We start from the raw sequence: 16,341 nt of genomic DNA, 5'->3' as shown, positions 1-16,341 counted from the left end.
CCGGGCGGTCAGCGGGCCGCCTCCCCCGCGACCGGCTCCCCGACGCCCGCGCGGTCGGCCGGCCGGCGCCCCTTGGGCTGTTGCGGCTCGGGTTGTACGGGAACGGCCGGCAGTGGCCGCTCCACGGGTTCGGCCACCGTGACCGTGAGCGGATCGCCGTGGTGGAGGATCTCCAGCGGGTCCCCCTCCACCAGGGTGTAGCGGGCCACCGAGCGGCGGACGTCCACCCGCAGCCTGCGCCCTCGCACCAGGATGGTGAACTTCAGTCCCGACAGGCGCTCCGGCAGCCGCGGGGCAAAGCCCAGACGTCCGCCCTCGCCCTCGTTCCCGCCCTCGCGTCCGTGGTGGCGCATTCCGCCGAGCCCGATCACCAGGGCCATCCAGGTGCCCGCCAGGGACGCGATGTGCAGCCCGTCGCGGGTGTTGTGCTCCAGGTTCTCCAGGTCCATCAGCGCGGCCTCGCCCAGATAGTCGTAGGCCAGCCGAAGATGTCCGGTCTCCGCCGCCATGACGGCCTGGCAGCAGGCCGAGAGCGAGGAGTCCCGCACGGTCAGCGCCTCGTAGTAGGCGAAGTTGCGGGCCTTCTCCTCGTCGGTGAAGTCGTCCCCGCAGGTCACCATGGCGAGCACCAGGTCCGCCTGCTTGACGACCTGCTTGCGGTAGAGGTCGAAGTACGGGAAGTGCAGCAGCAGCGGGTACTGCTCGGGCCCGGTGGCGTCGAAGTCCCAGTGCTGGAAACCGGTGAACCCGGCCGACTGCTCGTGCACGCCGAGCACCTCGTTGTACGGCACGGCGATCCGGGCTGCGGCATCACGCCATGCGGCGGTCTCCTCGTCGTCGACGCCCAGTTCCTCCGCCCGGTCGGCGTGGCGCGCCGCCGCCTCCGCGGCCGCGACGAGGTTCCGTCGCGCCATCAGGTTGGTGTACAGGTTGTCGCGGGCGATGGCGCTGTACTCGTCGGGTCCCGTGACGCCGTCGATGTGGAAGACACCCTCCGCGTCGTGGTGCCCGAGCGAGTGCCACAGCCGCGCCGTGTGCACCAGCAGTTCGAGTCCCGGCCCCCTCTCGAACGCCTCGTCCCCGGTCGCGGTCACGTACCGCGTCACCGCGAAGGCGATGTCGGCGTTGATGTGGAAGGCGGCCGTGCCGGCCGGCCAGTAGGCCGAGCACTCCGCGCCCGTGATGGTGCGCCACGGAAACGCCGCTCCCGCCAGCCCGAGCTGATGGGCCCGGTCCCGGGCCGCGGGCAGGGTGGCATGCCGCCAGCGCAGCACCGGGGCGACGGCCTGCGGTGCGGTGTAGGTGAGCACCGAGAGCACGAAGGACTCCACGTCCCAGAAGGAGTGCCCGTCGTAGCCCGTCCCCGTCAGGCCCTTGGCCGGGATCGCGCGCTCCTCGCCGCGGGCGGCTGCCTGGAGCACATGGAACAGCGCGAACCGCACGGCCTGCTGGATCTGTGCGTCACCGTCCACCTCGACGTCGGCGCAGGACCAGAAGTGGTCCAGATAGGACTGCTGCTCGGCGAGCAGCCCCTCCCACCCGGTGCTCCGGGCGGCGGCGACCGCGCCGTCGACCTGGTCGTGGAGTGCGGGCAGCGAACGCTGGGCGGACCATCCGTACCCCACGAACTTCACCAGGCGCAGCCGCTCCCCGGGAGCCAGTGTGGCGGTGACCGTGAGCCTGCTGACGTCCGGTTCGCTCTCGGACGACCAGGTGGTCCCCTCGGGTCCTTCGACGATGTGGTCGGCCGCGGCCGCCACCCGCTGGCCGCTCGCCCTGGTGCGGTGCACCAGACGCAGCCGTGTGTCCTGGGCGAAGTCCTCCTCGGCCAGGAGCGGGGAATCGATCGCCGCCGCGACGCGGGGGTCGCCGGTGTCGTGCGGCAGCTGCTCGTTGGCGAGCAGCTCGGACTGGACGGCCACGGCGGTGGCCTCGCCGTCCAGCGGCTCCACCTCGTAGGCGATCGCGGCGATGGCGCGCTGGGTGAGTGACACCAGCCGGTGCGAGGTGATGCGCACCGCGCGGCCGGCCGGGGAGGTCCACTCCGCCGTGCGGCGCAGGACTCCGGTGCGGAAGTCCAGTACGCGTTCGTGCGCGGTGAGTTCGCCGTACCGCAGGTCGTAGGGGTGGTCGTCCACCAGAAGCCTGATGATCTTGCCGTCCGTGACATTGATCAGCGTCTGGCCGGACTCCGGATAGCCGTAACCGGCCTCCGCGTACGGCAGCGGGTGCAGTTCATGGACACCGTTCAGATAGGCGCCGGGGAGGCCGTGGGGTTCGCCCTCGTCGAGATTGCCACGCCATCCGATGTGTCCGTTGGCCAGCGCGTACACGGACTCGCTCTGGGCCAGGACGTCGAGCTTCAGTTCGGTCTCGCGCAGACACCACGGTTCGACCACATAACTGGAGTGAGTGATCATCGCGACTCCAGCAGTTCGGCGAGGTCCTTCACGACGACGTCCGCGCCGTGCTGCAGCAGCTCCGCCGCCTGCCCGGTCCGGTCGACACCCACGACGATGCCGAATTCCCCGGCCCGCCCTGCCGTCACGCCGGCCAGTGCGTCCTCGAACACCGCCGCCGTACCGGGTTCGGCGCCCAGGGCACGGGCGGCGGCCAGATAGGTGTCGGGCGCGGGCTTGCCCCTCAGCTTCTGTTCCCGGGCGACGATGCCGTCGATCCGCTCCTCGAAGAGGTCCTCGATCCCGGCGGCGGCCAGCACATCACGGCAGTTGGCGCTCGAGGAGACCACGGCGCGCCTCAGGCCGGCGTCCCTGGCGGCGCGCACATAGGACACCGAGCCCTCGTACGCCTCCACACCCTCCTCGCGGATCCTGCGCAGCACCAGGTCGTTCTTGCGGGTGCCCAGGCCGTGGACCGTCTCGCTGTCCGGCCCGTCATCGGGTGCGCCTTCGGGCAGACGGATGTCGCGCGAGGCGAGGAAGGTACGGACCCCGTCCTCGCGTGGACGGCCGTCCACGTACTCGTCGTAGTCACGGACGGCGTCGAACGGCACGAAGGTCGTGCCTTCGCGTTCCGCGCGCCGGCGCAGGTAGTCGTCGAACATCTCCTTCCACGCGGCCGCGTGCACCTTCGCGGTACGCGTGAGGACACCGTCGAGGTCGAACAGGCAAGTGCGTACGTGATCCGGAAGCCCCAGCATGCCGATGAGGCTAGAAGGGCCCGGCGGTCCCGGGGGGCGGCAGCGGGCGGCCGCCGCGCCACGCATAGCCCGTGGGGATGACGGCGGGGGTGCCATCCGGAGCAGCCGGGCGATGCTGCGACGCGGTGCAGCGCGCGTGGGGTGCGGTGCGGTGCGACGAGGAGGACCGGCTGCCCCTTCCGCCCCGTTCAGCGGCGGTCCGGCAGGCTCCAGCGATACGGCGCGATCAGCCGTTCGACGGACTCGGGGCCCCAGGAACCGGGTGCGTAGGGCTCGACCGGCGGCGGGTCCTCCAGCAGCGGGGTGGACGCCTCCCAGAGCCGCTCGATCCCGTCGGCGCGGGTGAACAGGGACTGGTCGCCCAGCATCGCGTCCAGGATGAGGCGCTCGTATCCCTCGAGCGCGTACATGGAGTTGAAGGAGGCCCCGTAGTCGAAGACCATCTCGGCCTCGTCCAGGAGCATCTCGGGGCCCGGCTCCTTCACCAGGAAGCGGGCCGCGAGCCGGCCGGGATCGTCGAAATCGATCACCAGCTCGTTGTTCCTGCCCTCCTCGGCGCGCCCGCGGGCGGAGAGCGGGAACATGCGCAGGGCCGGTTCCCGGAAGCCGAGCGTGACGACGTGCCGGCCCTCGCCCAGCGACTTGCCCGAGCGCAGGAAGAACGGCACGCCGGCCCATCGCCAGTTGTCGATCTCGACCCTCAGCGCGACGAACGTCTCGGTGTCCGACCGCGGGTCGACGCCCGGCTCGTCGCGATATCCCTCGTACTGGCCGCGGACGACATGGGCCGGATCGATCGTCCGCATGGTCTGGAAGACCTTGTTCTTCTCGTCCCGCAGGGACGTGGCCTCGAAGGCGGTCGGGGGTTCCATCGCCACGAATCCCATGAGCTGGAAGAGATGGGTGACGATCATGTCGCGGAAGGTCCCGGTCCCTTCGAAGAACTGGGCGCGGCCCTCGATGCCGATCTTCTCGGGCACATCGATCTGCACATGGCTGATGTGGTCGCGGTTCCAGACGGGCTCGAAGAGACCGTTGGCGAACCGGAGGGCCAGGATGTTGTCGACGGACTCCTTGCCGAGGAAGTGGTCGATACGGAAGACCCGGGACTCGTCGAACACCGAGTGGATCGTCGCGTTGAGGGCCCGGGCCGAGGGGAGGTCCGTGCCGAAGGGCTTCTCCACGATGACGCGGGCGCCCTCGGCGAGGCCGGTCGCACCGAGCATCTCGATGACGGAGGTGAAGGCCTTCGGGGGCACGGCAAGGTGGTGGAGCCGGCGCGGGCTGCCGCCGATCGCCTGCTCGGCGGCTCTCACCGCCGCGAGAAGCGGCTCGGGGTCGTCGGGATCGGCCGAGCCGAAGGACAGCGCGTCCTCGAACTCCTGCCAGGCGTTGCCCTCGGGCTTGGAGCGCCCGAACTCGGCCACCGCCTCCCGGGCGCGCTTGCGGAACTCGTCGTCGCTGAGCGCGGCCCCTGCGGGCGCCGAACCCAGGATCCGGTAGCGGGCCGGCAGCAGCCCGGCCTGGGCGAGATGGAAGAGTCCCGGCAGGAGTTTGCGCCGGGCGAGGTCGCCGGTCGCTCCGAAGAGCACGACGACATGGTCCTCGGGGACCGGGACGCCGCTCACGGACTGAGGGCCGCTGGACATGGTTCACCCCGTCTTCTCTGCGTGGCCGCCGAATTCGCCGCGCATCGCGGACAGCACCTTGTCGGTGAACTCGCCGAGCCCGCGCGACTCGTAGCGCTGGATCAGCGCGGCGCTGATGACGGGTGCGGGCACACTCTCGTCGACCGCTGCCAGGACCGTCCAGCGGCCCTCCCCCGAGTCGGACACCCGACCGGTGAAGTCGTCGAGTTCCGGGGAGCGGGCCAGTGCGTCGGCCACGAGGTCGACCAGCCAGGAGCCGACGACCGAACCGCGCCGCCACACCTCGGCGACCTCGGCCACGTCGATCTCGTACTGGTAGGCCTCGGGTTCGCGCAGCGGGGCCGTCTCGGCGTCGACGGTCCGTGAGGTCAGGCCGGCGTTCGCGTGCTTGATGATGCTGAGCCCCTCGGCGATGGCTGCCATCATCCCGTACTCGACCCCGTTGTGGACCATCTTCACGAAGTGCCCGGCGCCGCTGGGCCCGCAGTGCAGATAACCCTGGGGTGCGGTGCCGTCGGTCCAGGTCCTGCCCGGGGTGGGCTCGGCGTTCCCCGTGCCGGGGGCGATGGTGCGGAAGACCGGGTCCAGCCTGGACACCGCCTCCTGCTCGCCGCCGATCATCAGGCAGTAGCCCCGCTCCAGGCCCCAGACGCCGCCGGAGGTCCCGCAGTCGACGTAGTGGATCCCGCTGGGTGCGAGCTGCCCGGCCCGCGCCATGTCGTCCCGGTAGTACGAGTTTCCACCGTCGATGACGGTGTCGTCGGCGTCCAGCAGGCCGGCCAGCCGGTCGAGGGTCGGCTGCACCACACCGGCGGGCAGCATCAGCCAGACGTTCCGTGGCCGTTCCAGCTTGCCCACGAAGTCCTCGAGGGAGTCGGCCGCGGTCGCCCCCTCGTTCTCGAGCTCCTTCACGGCGTCGCGGTCGAGGTCGTGAACGACGCAGCGGTGGCCGTCGCGCATCAGCCGGCGCACGAGATTGGCGCCCATCCGGCCGAGCCCGATCATGCCGAGCTGCATGGGTGTGTCAGTGGTCATGGCCGACTTCCCCGTTCTTCAGAGCACGGTAGTGACGGATCAGAGCGTTCGTGGACGAGTCGTGGCCGAGGTCCGGCTCCTGGGCGGCGGTGAGTTCGGGGATGATCCGGGCCGCGAGTGCCTTGCCGAGTTCGACGCCCCACTGGTCGAAGGAGTCGATGCTCCAGACGGTCCCCTGCGTGAACACGTTGTGTTCGTAGAGCGCGACCAGCCGGCCCAGCACGCGGGGGGTGAGCTTCTCGGCGAGCAGCACGGTGGAGGGCCGGTTGCCCTCCATCACCCGGTGCGGCACCACTTCGGGGGGCGTTCCCTCGGCGCGGACCTCCTCCTCGGTGCGGCCGAAGGCGAGCGCCTGGGCCTGGGCGAAGATGTTGGAGGAGAGGATGTCGTGGTGGTTGCCCAGCGGGTTGAGGCTCTTGCCGAAGCCGATCAGATCGACCGGGATCAGCTTGGTGCCCTGGTGCATCAGCTGGTAGAAGCTGTGCTGGCCGTTGGTTCCGGGCTCACCCCAGTAGACCGGCCCCGTCTCGTAGTCGACGCGGTCGCCGCCCAGCGTCACATGCTTGCCGTTGGACTCCATGGTGAGCTGCTGGAGATAGGCCGGGAAGCGGCTGAGGTACTGCTCGTAGGGCATGATGCCGACGGTCTGGGCACCGAAGAAGTCCGCGTACCAGACGGCGAGCAGGCCCATGACGACGGGCAGGTTCTCCGCAAGCGGGGCGGTGCGGAAATGCTCGTCCATGTCGTGGAAGCCCGCCAGCATCTCGTCGAACTGCTCGGGTCCGATCGCCAGCATGGTCGACAGTCCGATGGCGGAGTCCATCGAGTAGCGGCCGCCCACCCAGTCCCAGAACCCGAACATGTTCTCGGTGTCGATGCCGAATTCGGCGACCTTCCCGGCATTGGTGGAAACGGCCACGAAGTGTTTGGCGACCGCGTCCTGACCGAGCCGGTCGACGAGCCAGTCCCGGGCCGAGTGGGCGTTGGTGAGGGTCTCCAGCGTCCCGAACGTCTTGGAGGAGACGATGAACAGCGTCTCCTCCGCGGACAGATCACGGACCGCCTCGACCAGGTCCGTCGAGTCCACGTTGGAGACGAAGCGGAACGTCATGTCCCGGCGGGTGTAGTGGCGCAGTGCCTCGTACGCCATCACCGGGCCGAGGTCGGAGCCCCCGATGCCGATGTTGACGATGTTTCTGATCGGCTTGCCGGTCCGGCCCCTCCAGGCGCCCGAGCGGATGCGCTCCGCGAACCCGGCCATCCGGTCGAGGACCTGGTGGACCTCACGCACGACGTCCGTGCCGTCGACGATCAGGGAACCGCCCCGGGGCATCCGCAGTGCGATGTGCAGCACACGGCGGTCCTCCGACACATTGATGCGCTCGCCACGGAACATCTCGTCCCGGTGCTCCTCCAGCCCGGACTCCTCGGCGAGACGCACCAGCAGGCGCATGGTCTCGTCGGTCACCCGGTGCTTCGAGTAGTCGAGATACAGTCCGGCCGCCCGGGCCCTCAGTCTCTGCCCGCGCCCCGGGTCGTCGGCGAACAGCGACCGCAGATCACGCTGCCCCATCTCGTCACGGTGCTGTTCCAGTGCCCGCCAGGCGGAACGCCTGCGCAGCGGGGTCATGGCCGTCGTCATGTCCTCGCCTCCTTCAGGGGCGCCACCAGCTCACGCGCGACCTGGACCACACGCTGCGGGGTGAATCCGAACTCCGTGAGCAGTTGCTTCAGCGGGGCCGACGCCCCGTAGGTGTGCATGCCGATGAGCGCGCCCCGGTCACCGACATACCGCTCCCAGCCGAACGTCGACGCCTGCTCGATGCCGACCCTTGCGGTCACCGCCGGCGGCAGGACCTCGTCGCGGTACTCCCGTGGCTGACGGTCGAACAGCTCCCAGCAGGGCATGCTCACCACCCGTGCCCCGATGCCCTCGGCCGCGAGGTCGTCCCGGGCGGCCAGCGCCAGGGACACCTCGGATCCGGTCGCGAGCAGGATCACCTGCGGATCGCCGGAGGGCGGGTCGGCGAGGACATAGGCGCCGCGTGCGACTCCCGAGGCGGGGGCCAGCCGTGAGCGGTCGAGCGTGGGGAGCGCCTGGCGCGAGAGGACCAGCGCCGCCGGTTCGTGGCGGAGCGCGGCGACCACCCGCCAGGTCTCCACGACCTCCCCGGCGTCGCCCGGCCGGAACACCAGCAGTCCCGGCATCGCCCGGAGCCCCGCGAGCTGTTCGACGGGCTGGTGGGTGGGGCCGTCCTCGCCGACCCCGATGGAGTCGTGGGTGAAGATGTGGACGACCGGGATCTCCATCAGCGCGGACAGCCGGATGGCCGCCTTGGCGTAGTCGGAGAAGATGAGGAATCCCGACCAGTACGGCCGCAGCTTGGTCAGGGCCATGCCGTTGGCGACGGCCGCCGACGCATGCTCCCGGATGCCCAGGTGGAGATTGCGCCCGGACGGGTCGTCCGGCTTGAAGTCTCCCGCGCCGTCGAAGGTGAGGCGGGTCTTGGTCGAGGGCGAGAGGTCGGCGGAGCCGCCGAGGAGCCAGGGGATTCGCTGTGCGAGGGCGTTCAGCACCTGGCTCGAGGAGTCCCTGGAGGCCAGGCCCTTGGGGTCGGCGGGGAAGTCGGGGAGGGCGCCGTCCCAGCCCTCGGGGAGCTCGCGGCGCTGCATGCGGACCAGTTCGTCGGCCAGTTCGGGCCAGGCGGCCCGGTAGCGGCCCAACAGGTCCTCCCATGCGGCGCGCAACTCGGCCCCGCGGGCGCCGATGCCCCGGCCGAACCAGTCGCGGACACCGTCGGGAACCCAGAAGTCCTCGTCCTCGGGCATGCCGAGGAAACGCTTGGTGGTCCGCACTCCCTCGGCTCCGAACGGCGATCCATGGGCCTTCGGCGAGTCCTCCACGGGCGAGCCGTAGCCGATGTGGCTGTGGACCACGATCAGGGTGGGGCGCTCGGTCTCGGCCCGGAAGGTGTGAAACGCCCGCGCGGCGGCCTCGAGGTCGTTGGCGTCCGCGACGGTGGTCACGTTCCAGCCGTAGGCGAGGAAACGTGCGGCGACGTCCTCGGTGAAGGTGATGTCGGTGTGGCCCTCGATGGTGACCCGGTTGGAGTCGTAGATCCAGCAGAGATTGGACAGCTGCAGATGCCCGGCGAGCGAGGCGGCCTCGGACGCGACGCCCTCCATCATGCAGCCGTCCCCGGCGAGCGCGTACACGTCGAAGTCGAAGAGCGGGAACTCCTCGCGGTTGTAGCGGCCGGCGAGCCAGCGGCCGGCGATCGCCATACCGACGGAGGTGGCGACGCCCTGGCCGAGCGGGCCCGTCGTGGTCTCGACACCGCTCGTCCAGCGGTACTCGGGGTGGCCGGGACAGCGCGAGTCCAGCTGACGGAACGACTTCAGGTCGTCGAGCGTCACCGACGGGCGTCCCAGCACCTCGTAGTCGGGGTCGACCGCGCGGACCCCGGTCAGATGCAGCAGCGACCACAGCAGCGCCGATGCATGGCCCTCGGAGAGGACGAAGCGGTCGCGGTTGGGCCAGATCGGGTCCTGGGGATCGAAGCGCAGGAACCGTTGCCAGAGGGTGTAGGCGACGGGCGCGATCCCCATGGGGGTGCCCGGATGCCCCGACTCGGCCTTCTGGATGGCGTCCATGCACAGACCGCGGATGGTGTTCACCGACAGCGTGTCCAGGTCGGTCATGAGCGATTCCCCGATCTCGGCGGGCCCGGGCCGCTCCGGTCGGCGGTGCGTCTCGGCGACGGTGCACCCCGGCGGCCTGCGGCCCGGCGCTTCGTAGGTTCCACAGCATTGGCGATCGTGCTCGCAGCGTGCCCGGGGCAGCCGCCGCCCGGCCTCACCCGCCACGGGTGAAAAGCCCGCCGTCGGCGGCCGCGGCGGGGTCTCAGGCGTGCGGTACGACGGCCACCGGACAGGGGGCGTGGTGCATCACGGCATGGGTGACCGACCCGATGTGGGAGCCCGAGGCCGCGCGCCGGCGTCCGACGACCACGAGACGTGCGTCGGACGCCGCCTCGACGAGGTGGCTGCCGGCCCTCCCGGGAGTGGCCGCCGCCGTCACCTCGACGCTCGGGAACTTGTCCCGGTAGGGGCGGACCGCCTCCGCGAGCGCCGACGCCGTATCCACGTGCGCGCCCGAGTCGGCGTCACCGTCGCCGGAGCCCTCCGCGCGGTGGTGGAAGCCGGGGAAGTGCCAGGTGTGCACGATGTGCAGGGGTGCGGAGTGCCGTGCCGCGAAGTCGAACGCGAACTCGAGGAGTTCGTCTTTCACCTCGCGTACGTCAAGACCGAGCACGACCTTCCGGCCGGCCGGGCCGCCGGGTTCGCCGCCCGCCGCGTCGCCGCCGTGGTCGGGGCGTACCAGCACGACCGGGTTCTTCGCGTCCCCCACGACTTCCTGGGCCACCGATCCGACGATGAAGCCGCCGACCTCACCGAGCCCGTGCGACCCCATGACCAGCAGCTCCGCCTCGGAGGCCGCGGCCACCAGCACCCTGGCCGGGGCGTCCTCGGTCTCCTCGACGGTCAGAGCGACGTCCGGACGCCGCGCCCGGACGCGCTTCTCCACGGACTCGAGCAGGCCCCGGGTGCGGTCGTCCCGGGTCTCGCGGGACGGTTTCACCGCCTGGAGCTGGTGCTCCTGCCACTGGGAGGCGTTCACCACCCGCAGGCCGGTCCCGCGCGCCGCTGCCTCGTCCGCGGCCCAGTCCAGTGCCGCCAGGCTCTCGTCGGAGCCGTCCACTCCCACAGCGATGGGTCGGGACATGATGCTCTCCTTGCCTCGGGCTCTTGCGGAGAAGAAAAGCCGTCACGAGGGCGTCACGGGCATCCGCGCAAGAGGACACCTGATCAAGAAATCTACCCATTCGCCGGATAGCGCGCGATTCAGGGTGTCACGGACAGTGAACTCCCGTGCTCCGGGCCGGAAGCCTCCGGCGATCCGACCGGGCAGGGCTCGCGTGCACCCGGCACGGTCCCCGCGGGGCGTGGCGCCTCGTACGGCCAGGAGGCACGCAGCAGCTCGGTGAACGCCTCCGCCGCGCCGGTCAGTGCGACCCGGGAGAACACCGTGACCGCCCTGCACCACGGCGGTTCGACGCTGAGCAGCACGCAGTCCTCGCCGGCTGCGCCCTGCACGATCTGAGCGGGAGCTGTGCAGACACCGACTCCTGCCGCCGCCATACGGACGGCGGTCGAGGTGTGCTCCGTCCACAGCGCCGTGCGAGGTGAAAAGCCCGCCTGTTCGCAGGCCCGGTCCAGAAAGGGCCGGCCCTCCACGACAGGCTCCATGGCGCACCGGATCCAGGTGTGGCCGGAGAGCTCCTCCAGCCGGACCGACGACCGCCCCGCGAGCCGGTCGTCGAACGGAACGACCAGGACGACCTCCTCCTCCCCGACCGGCACCACCGGTCCCGAACTGCGCCGCGGCGGCGGTCCGACGGCGAGATCCGCGATGCCGCGCTCCAGCGCCTCCTCAAGTGCGTCCGTGGTGGCGTACTCATGGAGCACGAGCGTGACCCCCGGGTGCGTCCGGTGCCATCGTGCGACGACATCGGGGAGGACTCCGACGGCGATCGCGTGCACCGTCGCGATGTGCAGCTCACCGCCTTCCGCACCCGCCGCCGCGCGTGCGGCACGCCGGGCCTGGGCGGCACTGCGTACCGCCAGTTCGGCATGCGGCAGGAACGCACGGCCCATCGGCGTGAGCCGCACCCCCCGCGGCATCCGCTCCAGCAGTTCACCGCCGACGGACTTCTCCAGGGCCTTGATCTGGTGCGAGAGGGCGGGCTGGGTGACATGCAGGATCTCCGCTGCACGCGTGAACGACGACTGTTCCACCACGGTGACGAAGTACTCCATCTGCCGCAGGCTGCTCATGAGCCCCATCCCGCTTGACTCATGAACCTCGTCCCCCCATAAAGGCTGTGCATCGAACCCACAAGAACATTGCCTTGGACGCATGGCAAGGGCCTCGCCGACGCTGGTGCCATGACGGAAACACAAGAGCACGAGGCCGATGTGATCGTGATCGGTGGCGGCACCGGCGGCTACTCCACGGCGCTGCGTGCGGCCGCCCTCGGTCTTCGGGTCGTGCTCGCCGAGCGTGACAAGGTCGGGGGCACCTGTCTGCACCGCGGCTGCATCCCCAGCAAGGCGATGCTGCATGCGGCCGGGCTCGTCGACGCCATCGCGGAAGGGCGCGAACGATGGGGTGTGCGAGCGTCCCTCGACACGGTCGACTGGTCCGCGCTCGTGGCGACCCGCGACGACATCGTGTCCCGCAACCACCAGGGCGTCGAGGGCCGTCTGACGCATGCGGGCGTCGAGATCGCACGCGGCAGCGCCCGCCTGACCGGCCCGCGTTCGGCGGCCGTCGAGGGGTACGGACACATCACGGCGCGGCGCGGCATCGTCCTGGCGACCGGCTCGCGGCCCAGGATGCTGCCGGGCCTGGCCGCCGACGGCCGTCGCGTCGTCACGAGCGACGACGCCCTCTTCGTGCCCCGGCTCCCGTCGTCCGTGCTGGTGCTGGGAGGCGGGGCGATCGGGGTCGAGTACGCCTCGTTCCACCGCTCGATGGGGGCGCAGGTGACGCTGGTGGAGGCCCTCGACAGGCTCCTGCCCCTCGAGGACGCCGATGTCTCGCGTCATCTGACCCGGGGTCTGAAGAAGCGGGGCATCGAGGTGCGGACGGGGACCCTGCTCCAGGCGACGGAGCTGCTGGACGACGGCGTACGGGCATTGATCCGCACCGCCCGCGGTGAGACTCGTACGGTGGAGGCGGAACAGCTGCTGGTCGCCGTGGGCCGCGCGCCGGTGACCGACGGCCTCGGCCTCGAGGCGGCCGGGTTGACCACCGACGCACGCGGCCATGTGCAGCCAGCCGACTGGTCACGGCTCGAGACGTCCGTGCCCGGGATCCATGTGGTCGGCGACCTGCTGCCGCCACCGTCGCCCGGACTGGCCCACGCCTCCTTCGCGGAGGGCCTGTTGGTGGCCGAGACACTGGCCGGTGTGCCCTCCGCGCCGATCGACTACGCCGTCGTCCCCCGGATCACCTACTCCGCTCCCGGGACCGCGTCCGTCGGGCTGAGCGAGGCCGAGGCACGGGGCCGGGAACATGACGTCCGCGTCAACACCATGCCCCTGACCGCCGTGGCGAAAGGCATGGTGCACGGTCAGGGCGGAGTCGTGAAGGTCGTGGCCCAGCAGGGCGGCGGGCAGGTCCTCGGCGTTCATCTCGTCGGACCGAACGTCTCGGAGATGATCGCCGAGGCCCAGTTGATCGTGGGGTGGGACGCGGAACCGTCCGACGTGGCCCGGCACATCCACGCCCATCCGACGCTATCGGAGGCGATCGGCGAGACGTTCCTGACCCTCGCCGGCCGGGGCCTGCACCAGCAGGGGTGAGCTCGACGACGCTCCGCCGGGCCGCTGCGGCCACCAGACCCGGTCACCCAGCAGTGCCATCGCCGACGGCAGGATCAGGGCGCGCAGCACGATGGCATCGAAGAGGACGGCCACCGTCAGTCCGATCGCGATCTGCTTCATCTCGATCCGGTCGATGAACAGGAAGCTGACGAAGACCGACACCATGATCACTGCGGCGCCGGTGACCACGCTCGCGGAGCCTGCGATCCCGTCCACCACCGCCTGCCGGGTCGGCACCCCGCGCCCCACGGCCTCCCTGATCCGGCTGACCACGAAGATCTGGTAGTCGGTGGACAGCCCCACCAGGATCGCGAAGACCATCAGCGGGGTGCGGGATCCGACGAAGCCGAGGGAGTCGAAGCCGAGCGGCCCCTCGGCCCAGGTGTGTTGGAAGACCAGGGTCAGTGTGCCCCAGGCGACCATCACCGCGGCCAGGTTGAGGAGCATGCCGAGCACCGCCATCACGACGGAGCGGAACGCCGCGTACATGATGGCCAGGGTGGCGAGGGAGACGAAGAGGATCACCCAGGGCAGTCTCTTCTCCTGGTGCGCCGCATAGTCGGCGCCCGCAGCGATCTCGCCCGAGACGGCGATCTCGGCGACCGGGGTGCGGGAGACGGCGGCGGGCAGCAGTTCGCCACGCAGCAGCTCCAGCGAGCGGCCGGCCTCCACGGAGTTCTGGGCATACGGAACGGGGATCACGAGCAATGCGGTGCGGCCGTCGGCGGCGACCCGCGGCTCGGGCACACGGTCCTGGGCGAACAGCGCGTTGCCGCGCGTGCGTTCGGCCAGCCGGCGCAGCACGGCTGCCGGATCCCCGCCCCGTGCGACGACCAGATGTGCGGAACCCTCCGAAGGGTAGGCCTTGACCAGCCGGTCGTAGGCCGCGACGGCCGGGACGCTGTCCGGGAACGTCTCCCTGCCTTCGGTGCCGAGTGTCATCGAGAGCCCGGGCAGTGCCAGCGCGAGGGTCGCCACGAGGCCGGCGACCAGGGTGGGAAGTGGCCTGCGCATCACGGGGCGCAGCAGCGCCGTCCACATACGGCCTTCTTCGGAGCGCCCGCGGAGGCCGCGTCGGCCTTCCATACGAGGACCGAGCTTGGCGAGCAGCGCGGGAAGCACGGTCACGGAGCCGGCCACGGCCACCAGGGTGACCAGGATCGCGCCGGTGGCGATCGACGAGAAGACCACGTCGTCCACCAGATAGAGCCCGCCGAGCGACAGCACGACTGCGAGCCCCGAGTGGACGACGGCACGGCCCGAGGTGGCCGCGGCCAGCTCCACGGCGGCGGCGTGCCCGATGGTCCCGCCCGACCGTTGGCGCTCCTCACGAGCCCGTTTCAGATAGAAGAGCGAGTAGTCGACGCCGACTGCCATGCCCAGCATGAAGATGACGCTGAGCGCCGCACCGCCCGCGTCGGGAAGCACCCAGGACGCCGGCCCGTACAACCCGACCGCACCCGCGAACGCGGTGAGCGCGAGCAGCACGGGAATGCCCGCGGCGAGCACCGCTCCGAAGACCACGAGGAGGATCAGGAACGTCACCGGCAGACTGATCATTTCGGTGCGCCGGAGATCCTGCCCCTGTTTGTCGTTGACACCGTTGGAGATCGAGGCGCTGCCGGTCTGCTCGATCCGCAGTTCCCCGTGCGCCTCACGGACGGCGGCGGTCTGTGCGAGCAGTGCGTCGACATCCTGCTTGGCGCTCTCCCTGTCGCCCCGCAGTGTGACGGCGACCCTCATCGACGAGCCGTCCTTCGACGGTGCGGGTTCGGCGGCCGACACGACCTCCGGCAGCTTCTCCATCCGCCGTTGGATCTCGCGCGCGGCGGACCCGGGGTTCCTGCCCTCGACGAGCACCTGCTCCACGGGCGGCGGGGTGAGCCCGCTCCGCGCGGCCATCGCCTCGGCCCGTCCGGCCTCGCCGACCCAGAAGTCCTCGAACGTGCCCTTGTTCGTCCCGACCGCGCCACCTGCGCCGACGCACACCGCGACGAACAGAAGCCACCCGACGACTGCCCGCCCGGGATGCCGGGCACCCCACCTCGCCGTGCGGACCGTCAACGGCTCTCTGCCCGGCATGCGGGCACCTCCCTCGGACGCAGACCCTGCTGATGACAGTGATCAGCGTTCCGGTGGAAGGGGGTCCGGGTCACTGGTGCCCGTCGGTGTGACGACCGGGGGCTGTCCCCACCCCGGCCCGGGGAGGGGTTCAGTGTGCGTCAAGGGGTTCAGCGTGCGTCGAGCCGGAAGCTCATCCGTCCGAAGCTCACCATGTCGCCGGCCTGCACCACGACCGAGCCCGTCACACGGCGGCCGTTGACCGTCGTACCGTTGGTCGAAGCGAGGTCGCGCAGCACCCAGAGCCCGCCACGCCACGACAGTTCGGCGTGCAGGCGCGAGACCGTCTCATGGCTGAGACGCAGTCCGTTGGACGGATCGCGGCCGATCCGCAGCGGGGAGGGGCCGGGCTCGGGCAGCAGCAGCGGAGGCAGCCGCCCGGCCTGCCAGGCCCGGCCGAGGTGCGTGGAGAACGCGGAGATCCTGCCGACTGCTCCGAACAGCTTCCTGGACAGCCGCCGTTCGGGCGGCAGATCGGCGGTGAGGGCGCGCAGTTCGTCGGACCTGCGCGCGGCCAGGGCGAGTTCCATGCGCCGGACGAAGGTGTCGTGCGACAGTCTGCCCTGGACCGCGCCCTCCCGGAGCATCCCGAGCACACGTTCCCGCTCGGCGTCGGAGAGCCGCGCGGGGTATGTCTGGAACTCGAAGGACGACGTCACAAACGTGATTGTCGGGCCGACTGCCCCGAGGTGTCCAGAAGGACCGTCGACGATCACTTCCGCCCGTGGGCCGCCCGGGACGGATGTGCCGGGGGATTCGCCGGGGGACCGGGAAAGCGCTGGACGCCCTCCCCGGCGCCGGATAGCGTGCTCACGACGCCCATGACCGACGGAAGGAGGCGAGTGCAGTGCAGACCACACGATCTCCGCGCTCCCACCCCGTCCGTCCGGCGTGCGTCGTCTGACCGGGAGCGCATCACACACG

11 protein-coding genes are annotated in these 16,341 nt (G+C 70.8%); 1 reads left to right on the top strand and 10 read right to left on the bottom strand.

Annotated features, from left to right (window positions below):
* Positions 1 to 8: 8 nt before the first annotated feature.
* The 8 genes from AC068D_RS00720 to AC068D_RS00685 all read right to left on the bottom strand — a co-directional run bounded on the left by AC068D_RS00720 (position 9) and on the right by AC068D_RS00685 (position 11,724).
* Positions 9 to 2,420, bottom strand: a complete 2,412-nt coding sequence (locus AC068D_RS00720) for a glycoside hydrolase family 65 protein (protein ID WP_478820728.1) — start codon at positions 2,418 to 2,420, stop codon at positions 9 to 11.
* On the bottom strand, positions 2,417 to 3,160 hold the full coding sequence (locus AC068D_RS00715) for an HAD family hydrolase (protein ID WP_478820727.1): 744 nt from the start codon (positions 3,158 to 3,160) through the stop codon (positions 2,417 to 2,419). The genes AC068D_RS00720 and AC068D_RS00715 overlap by 4 nt, the downstream gene beginning before the upstream one ends.
* Before the next feature lie 188 nt (positions 3,161 to 3,348).
* Complete coding sequence (gene zwf, locus AC068D_RS00710; RefSeq protein WP_478820726.1) at positions 3,349 to 4,809, bottom strand: glucose-6-phosphate dehydrogenase; 1,461 nt, start codon at positions 4,807 to 4,809, stop codon at positions 3,349 to 3,351.
* A 3-nt stretch (positions 4,810 to 4,812) separates the two neighbouring features.
* Entirely contained in the window at positions 4,813 to 5,844 is a 1,032-nt protein-coding gene (gnd, locus tag AC068D_RS00705) for a phosphogluconate dehydrogenase (NAD(+)-dependent, decarboxylating) (RefSeq protein WP_478820725.1), read from the bottom strand.
* Positions 5,834 to 7,486, bottom strand: a complete 1,653-nt coding sequence (pgi, locus tag AC068D_RS00700; protein WP_478820724.1) for a glucose-6-phosphate isomerase — start codon at positions 7,484 to 7,486, stop codon at positions 5,834 to 5,836. Before pgi ends, gnd begins: the two co-directional genes overlap by 11 nt.
* Positions 7,483 to 9,546, bottom strand: a complete 2,064-nt coding sequence (gene tkt, locus AC068D_RS00695) for a transketolase (RefSeq protein WP_478820723.1) — start codon at positions 9,544 to 9,546, stop codon at positions 7,483 to 7,485. Before tkt ends, pgi begins: the two co-directional genes overlap by 4 nt.
* 202 nt (positions 9,547 to 9,748) lie before the next feature.
* A complete protein-coding gene (locus AC068D_RS00690) occupies positions 9,749 to 10,630 on the bottom strand; it encodes a universal stress protein (protein WP_478820722.1) in 882 nt (293 codons plus the stop codon).
* Positions 10,631 to 10,749: 119 nt separating this feature from the next.
* On the bottom strand, positions 10,750 to 11,724 hold the full coding sequence (locus AC068D_RS00685) for a LysR family transcriptional regulator (RefSeq protein WP_478821369.1): 975 nt from the start codon (positions 11,722 to 11,724) through the stop codon (positions 10,750 to 10,752).
* Between the two features lie 129 nt (positions 11,725 to 11,853).
* Here AC068D_RS00685 and lpdA point away from each other — a divergent pair, with 129 nt between their 5' ends.
* Positions 11,854 to 13,275, top strand: coding sequence for a dihydrolipoyl dehydrogenase (gene lpdA, locus AC068D_RS00680; RefSeq protein WP_478820721.1), 1,422 nt, complete (start codon positions 11,854 to 11,856; stop codon positions 13,273 to 13,275).
* Here lpdA and AC068D_RS00675 read toward each other — a convergent pair.
* On the bottom strand, positions 13,210 to 15,378 hold the full coding sequence (locus AC068D_RS00675) for an MMPL family transporter (protein ID WP_478820720.1): 2,169 nt from the start codon (positions 15,376 to 15,378) through the stop codon (positions 13,210 to 13,212). The genes lpdA and AC068D_RS00675 overlap by 66 nt on opposite strands.
* A gap of 149 nt (positions 15,379 to 15,527) precedes the next feature.
* On the bottom strand, positions 15,528 to 16,076 hold the full coding sequence (locus AC068D_RS00670) for a DUF1707 and FHA domain-containing protein (RefSeq protein ID WP_478820719.1): 549 nt from the start codon (positions 16,074 to 16,076) through the stop codon (positions 15,528 to 15,530).
* Positions 16,077 to 16,341 lie beyond the last annotated feature (265 nt).

The organism is Streptomyces sp. NPDC043861 (assembly GCF_056435905.1).
Note: the sequence above shows the minus strand (reverse complement) of the source record. Positions and strands in the feature narration are given on the sequence as shown.

Excerpts from the sequence above, each read along its gene's own strand:
- AC068D_RS00720 (WP_478820728.1), bottom strand. The coding sequence starts at position 2,420 with ATGATCACTCACTCCAGTTATGTGGTCGAACCGTGGTGTCTGCGCGAG.
- AC068D_RS00715 (WP_478820727.1), bottom strand. The coding sequence starts at position 3,160 with ATGCTGGGGCTTCCGGATCACGTACGCACTTGCCTGTTCGACCTCGAC.
- zwf (WP_478820726.1), bottom strand. The coding sequence starts at position 4,809 with ATGTCCAGCGGCCCTCAGTCCGTGAGCGGCGTCCCGGTCCCCGAGGAC.
- gnd (WP_478820725.1), bottom strand. The coding sequence starts at position 5,844 with ATGACCACTGACACACCCATGCAGCTCGGCATGATCGGGCTCGGCCGG.
- pgi (WP_478820724.1), bottom strand. The coding sequence starts at position 7,486 with ATGACGACGGCCATGACCCCGCTGCGCAGGCGTTCCGCCTGGCGGGCA.
- tkt (WP_478820723.1), bottom strand. The coding sequence starts at position 9,546 with ATGACCGACCTGGACACGCTGTCGGTGAACACCATCCGCGGTCTGTGC.
- AC068D_RS00690 (WP_478820722.1), bottom strand. The coding sequence starts at position 10,630 with ATGTCCCGACCCATCGCTGTGGGAGTGGACGGCTCCGACGAGAGCCTG.
- AC068D_RS00685 (WP_478821369.1), bottom strand. The coding sequence starts at position 11,724 with ATGGAGTACTTCGTCACCGTGGTGGAACAGTCGTCGTTCACGCGTGCA.
- lpdA (WP_478820721.1), top strand. The coding sequence starts at position 11,854 with ATGACGGAAACACAAGAGCACGAGGCCGATGTGATCGTGATCGGTGGC.
- AC068D_RS00675 (WP_478820720.1), bottom strand. The coding sequence starts at position 15,378 with ATGCCGGGCAGAGAGCCGTTGACGGTCCGCACGGCGAGGTGGGGTGCC.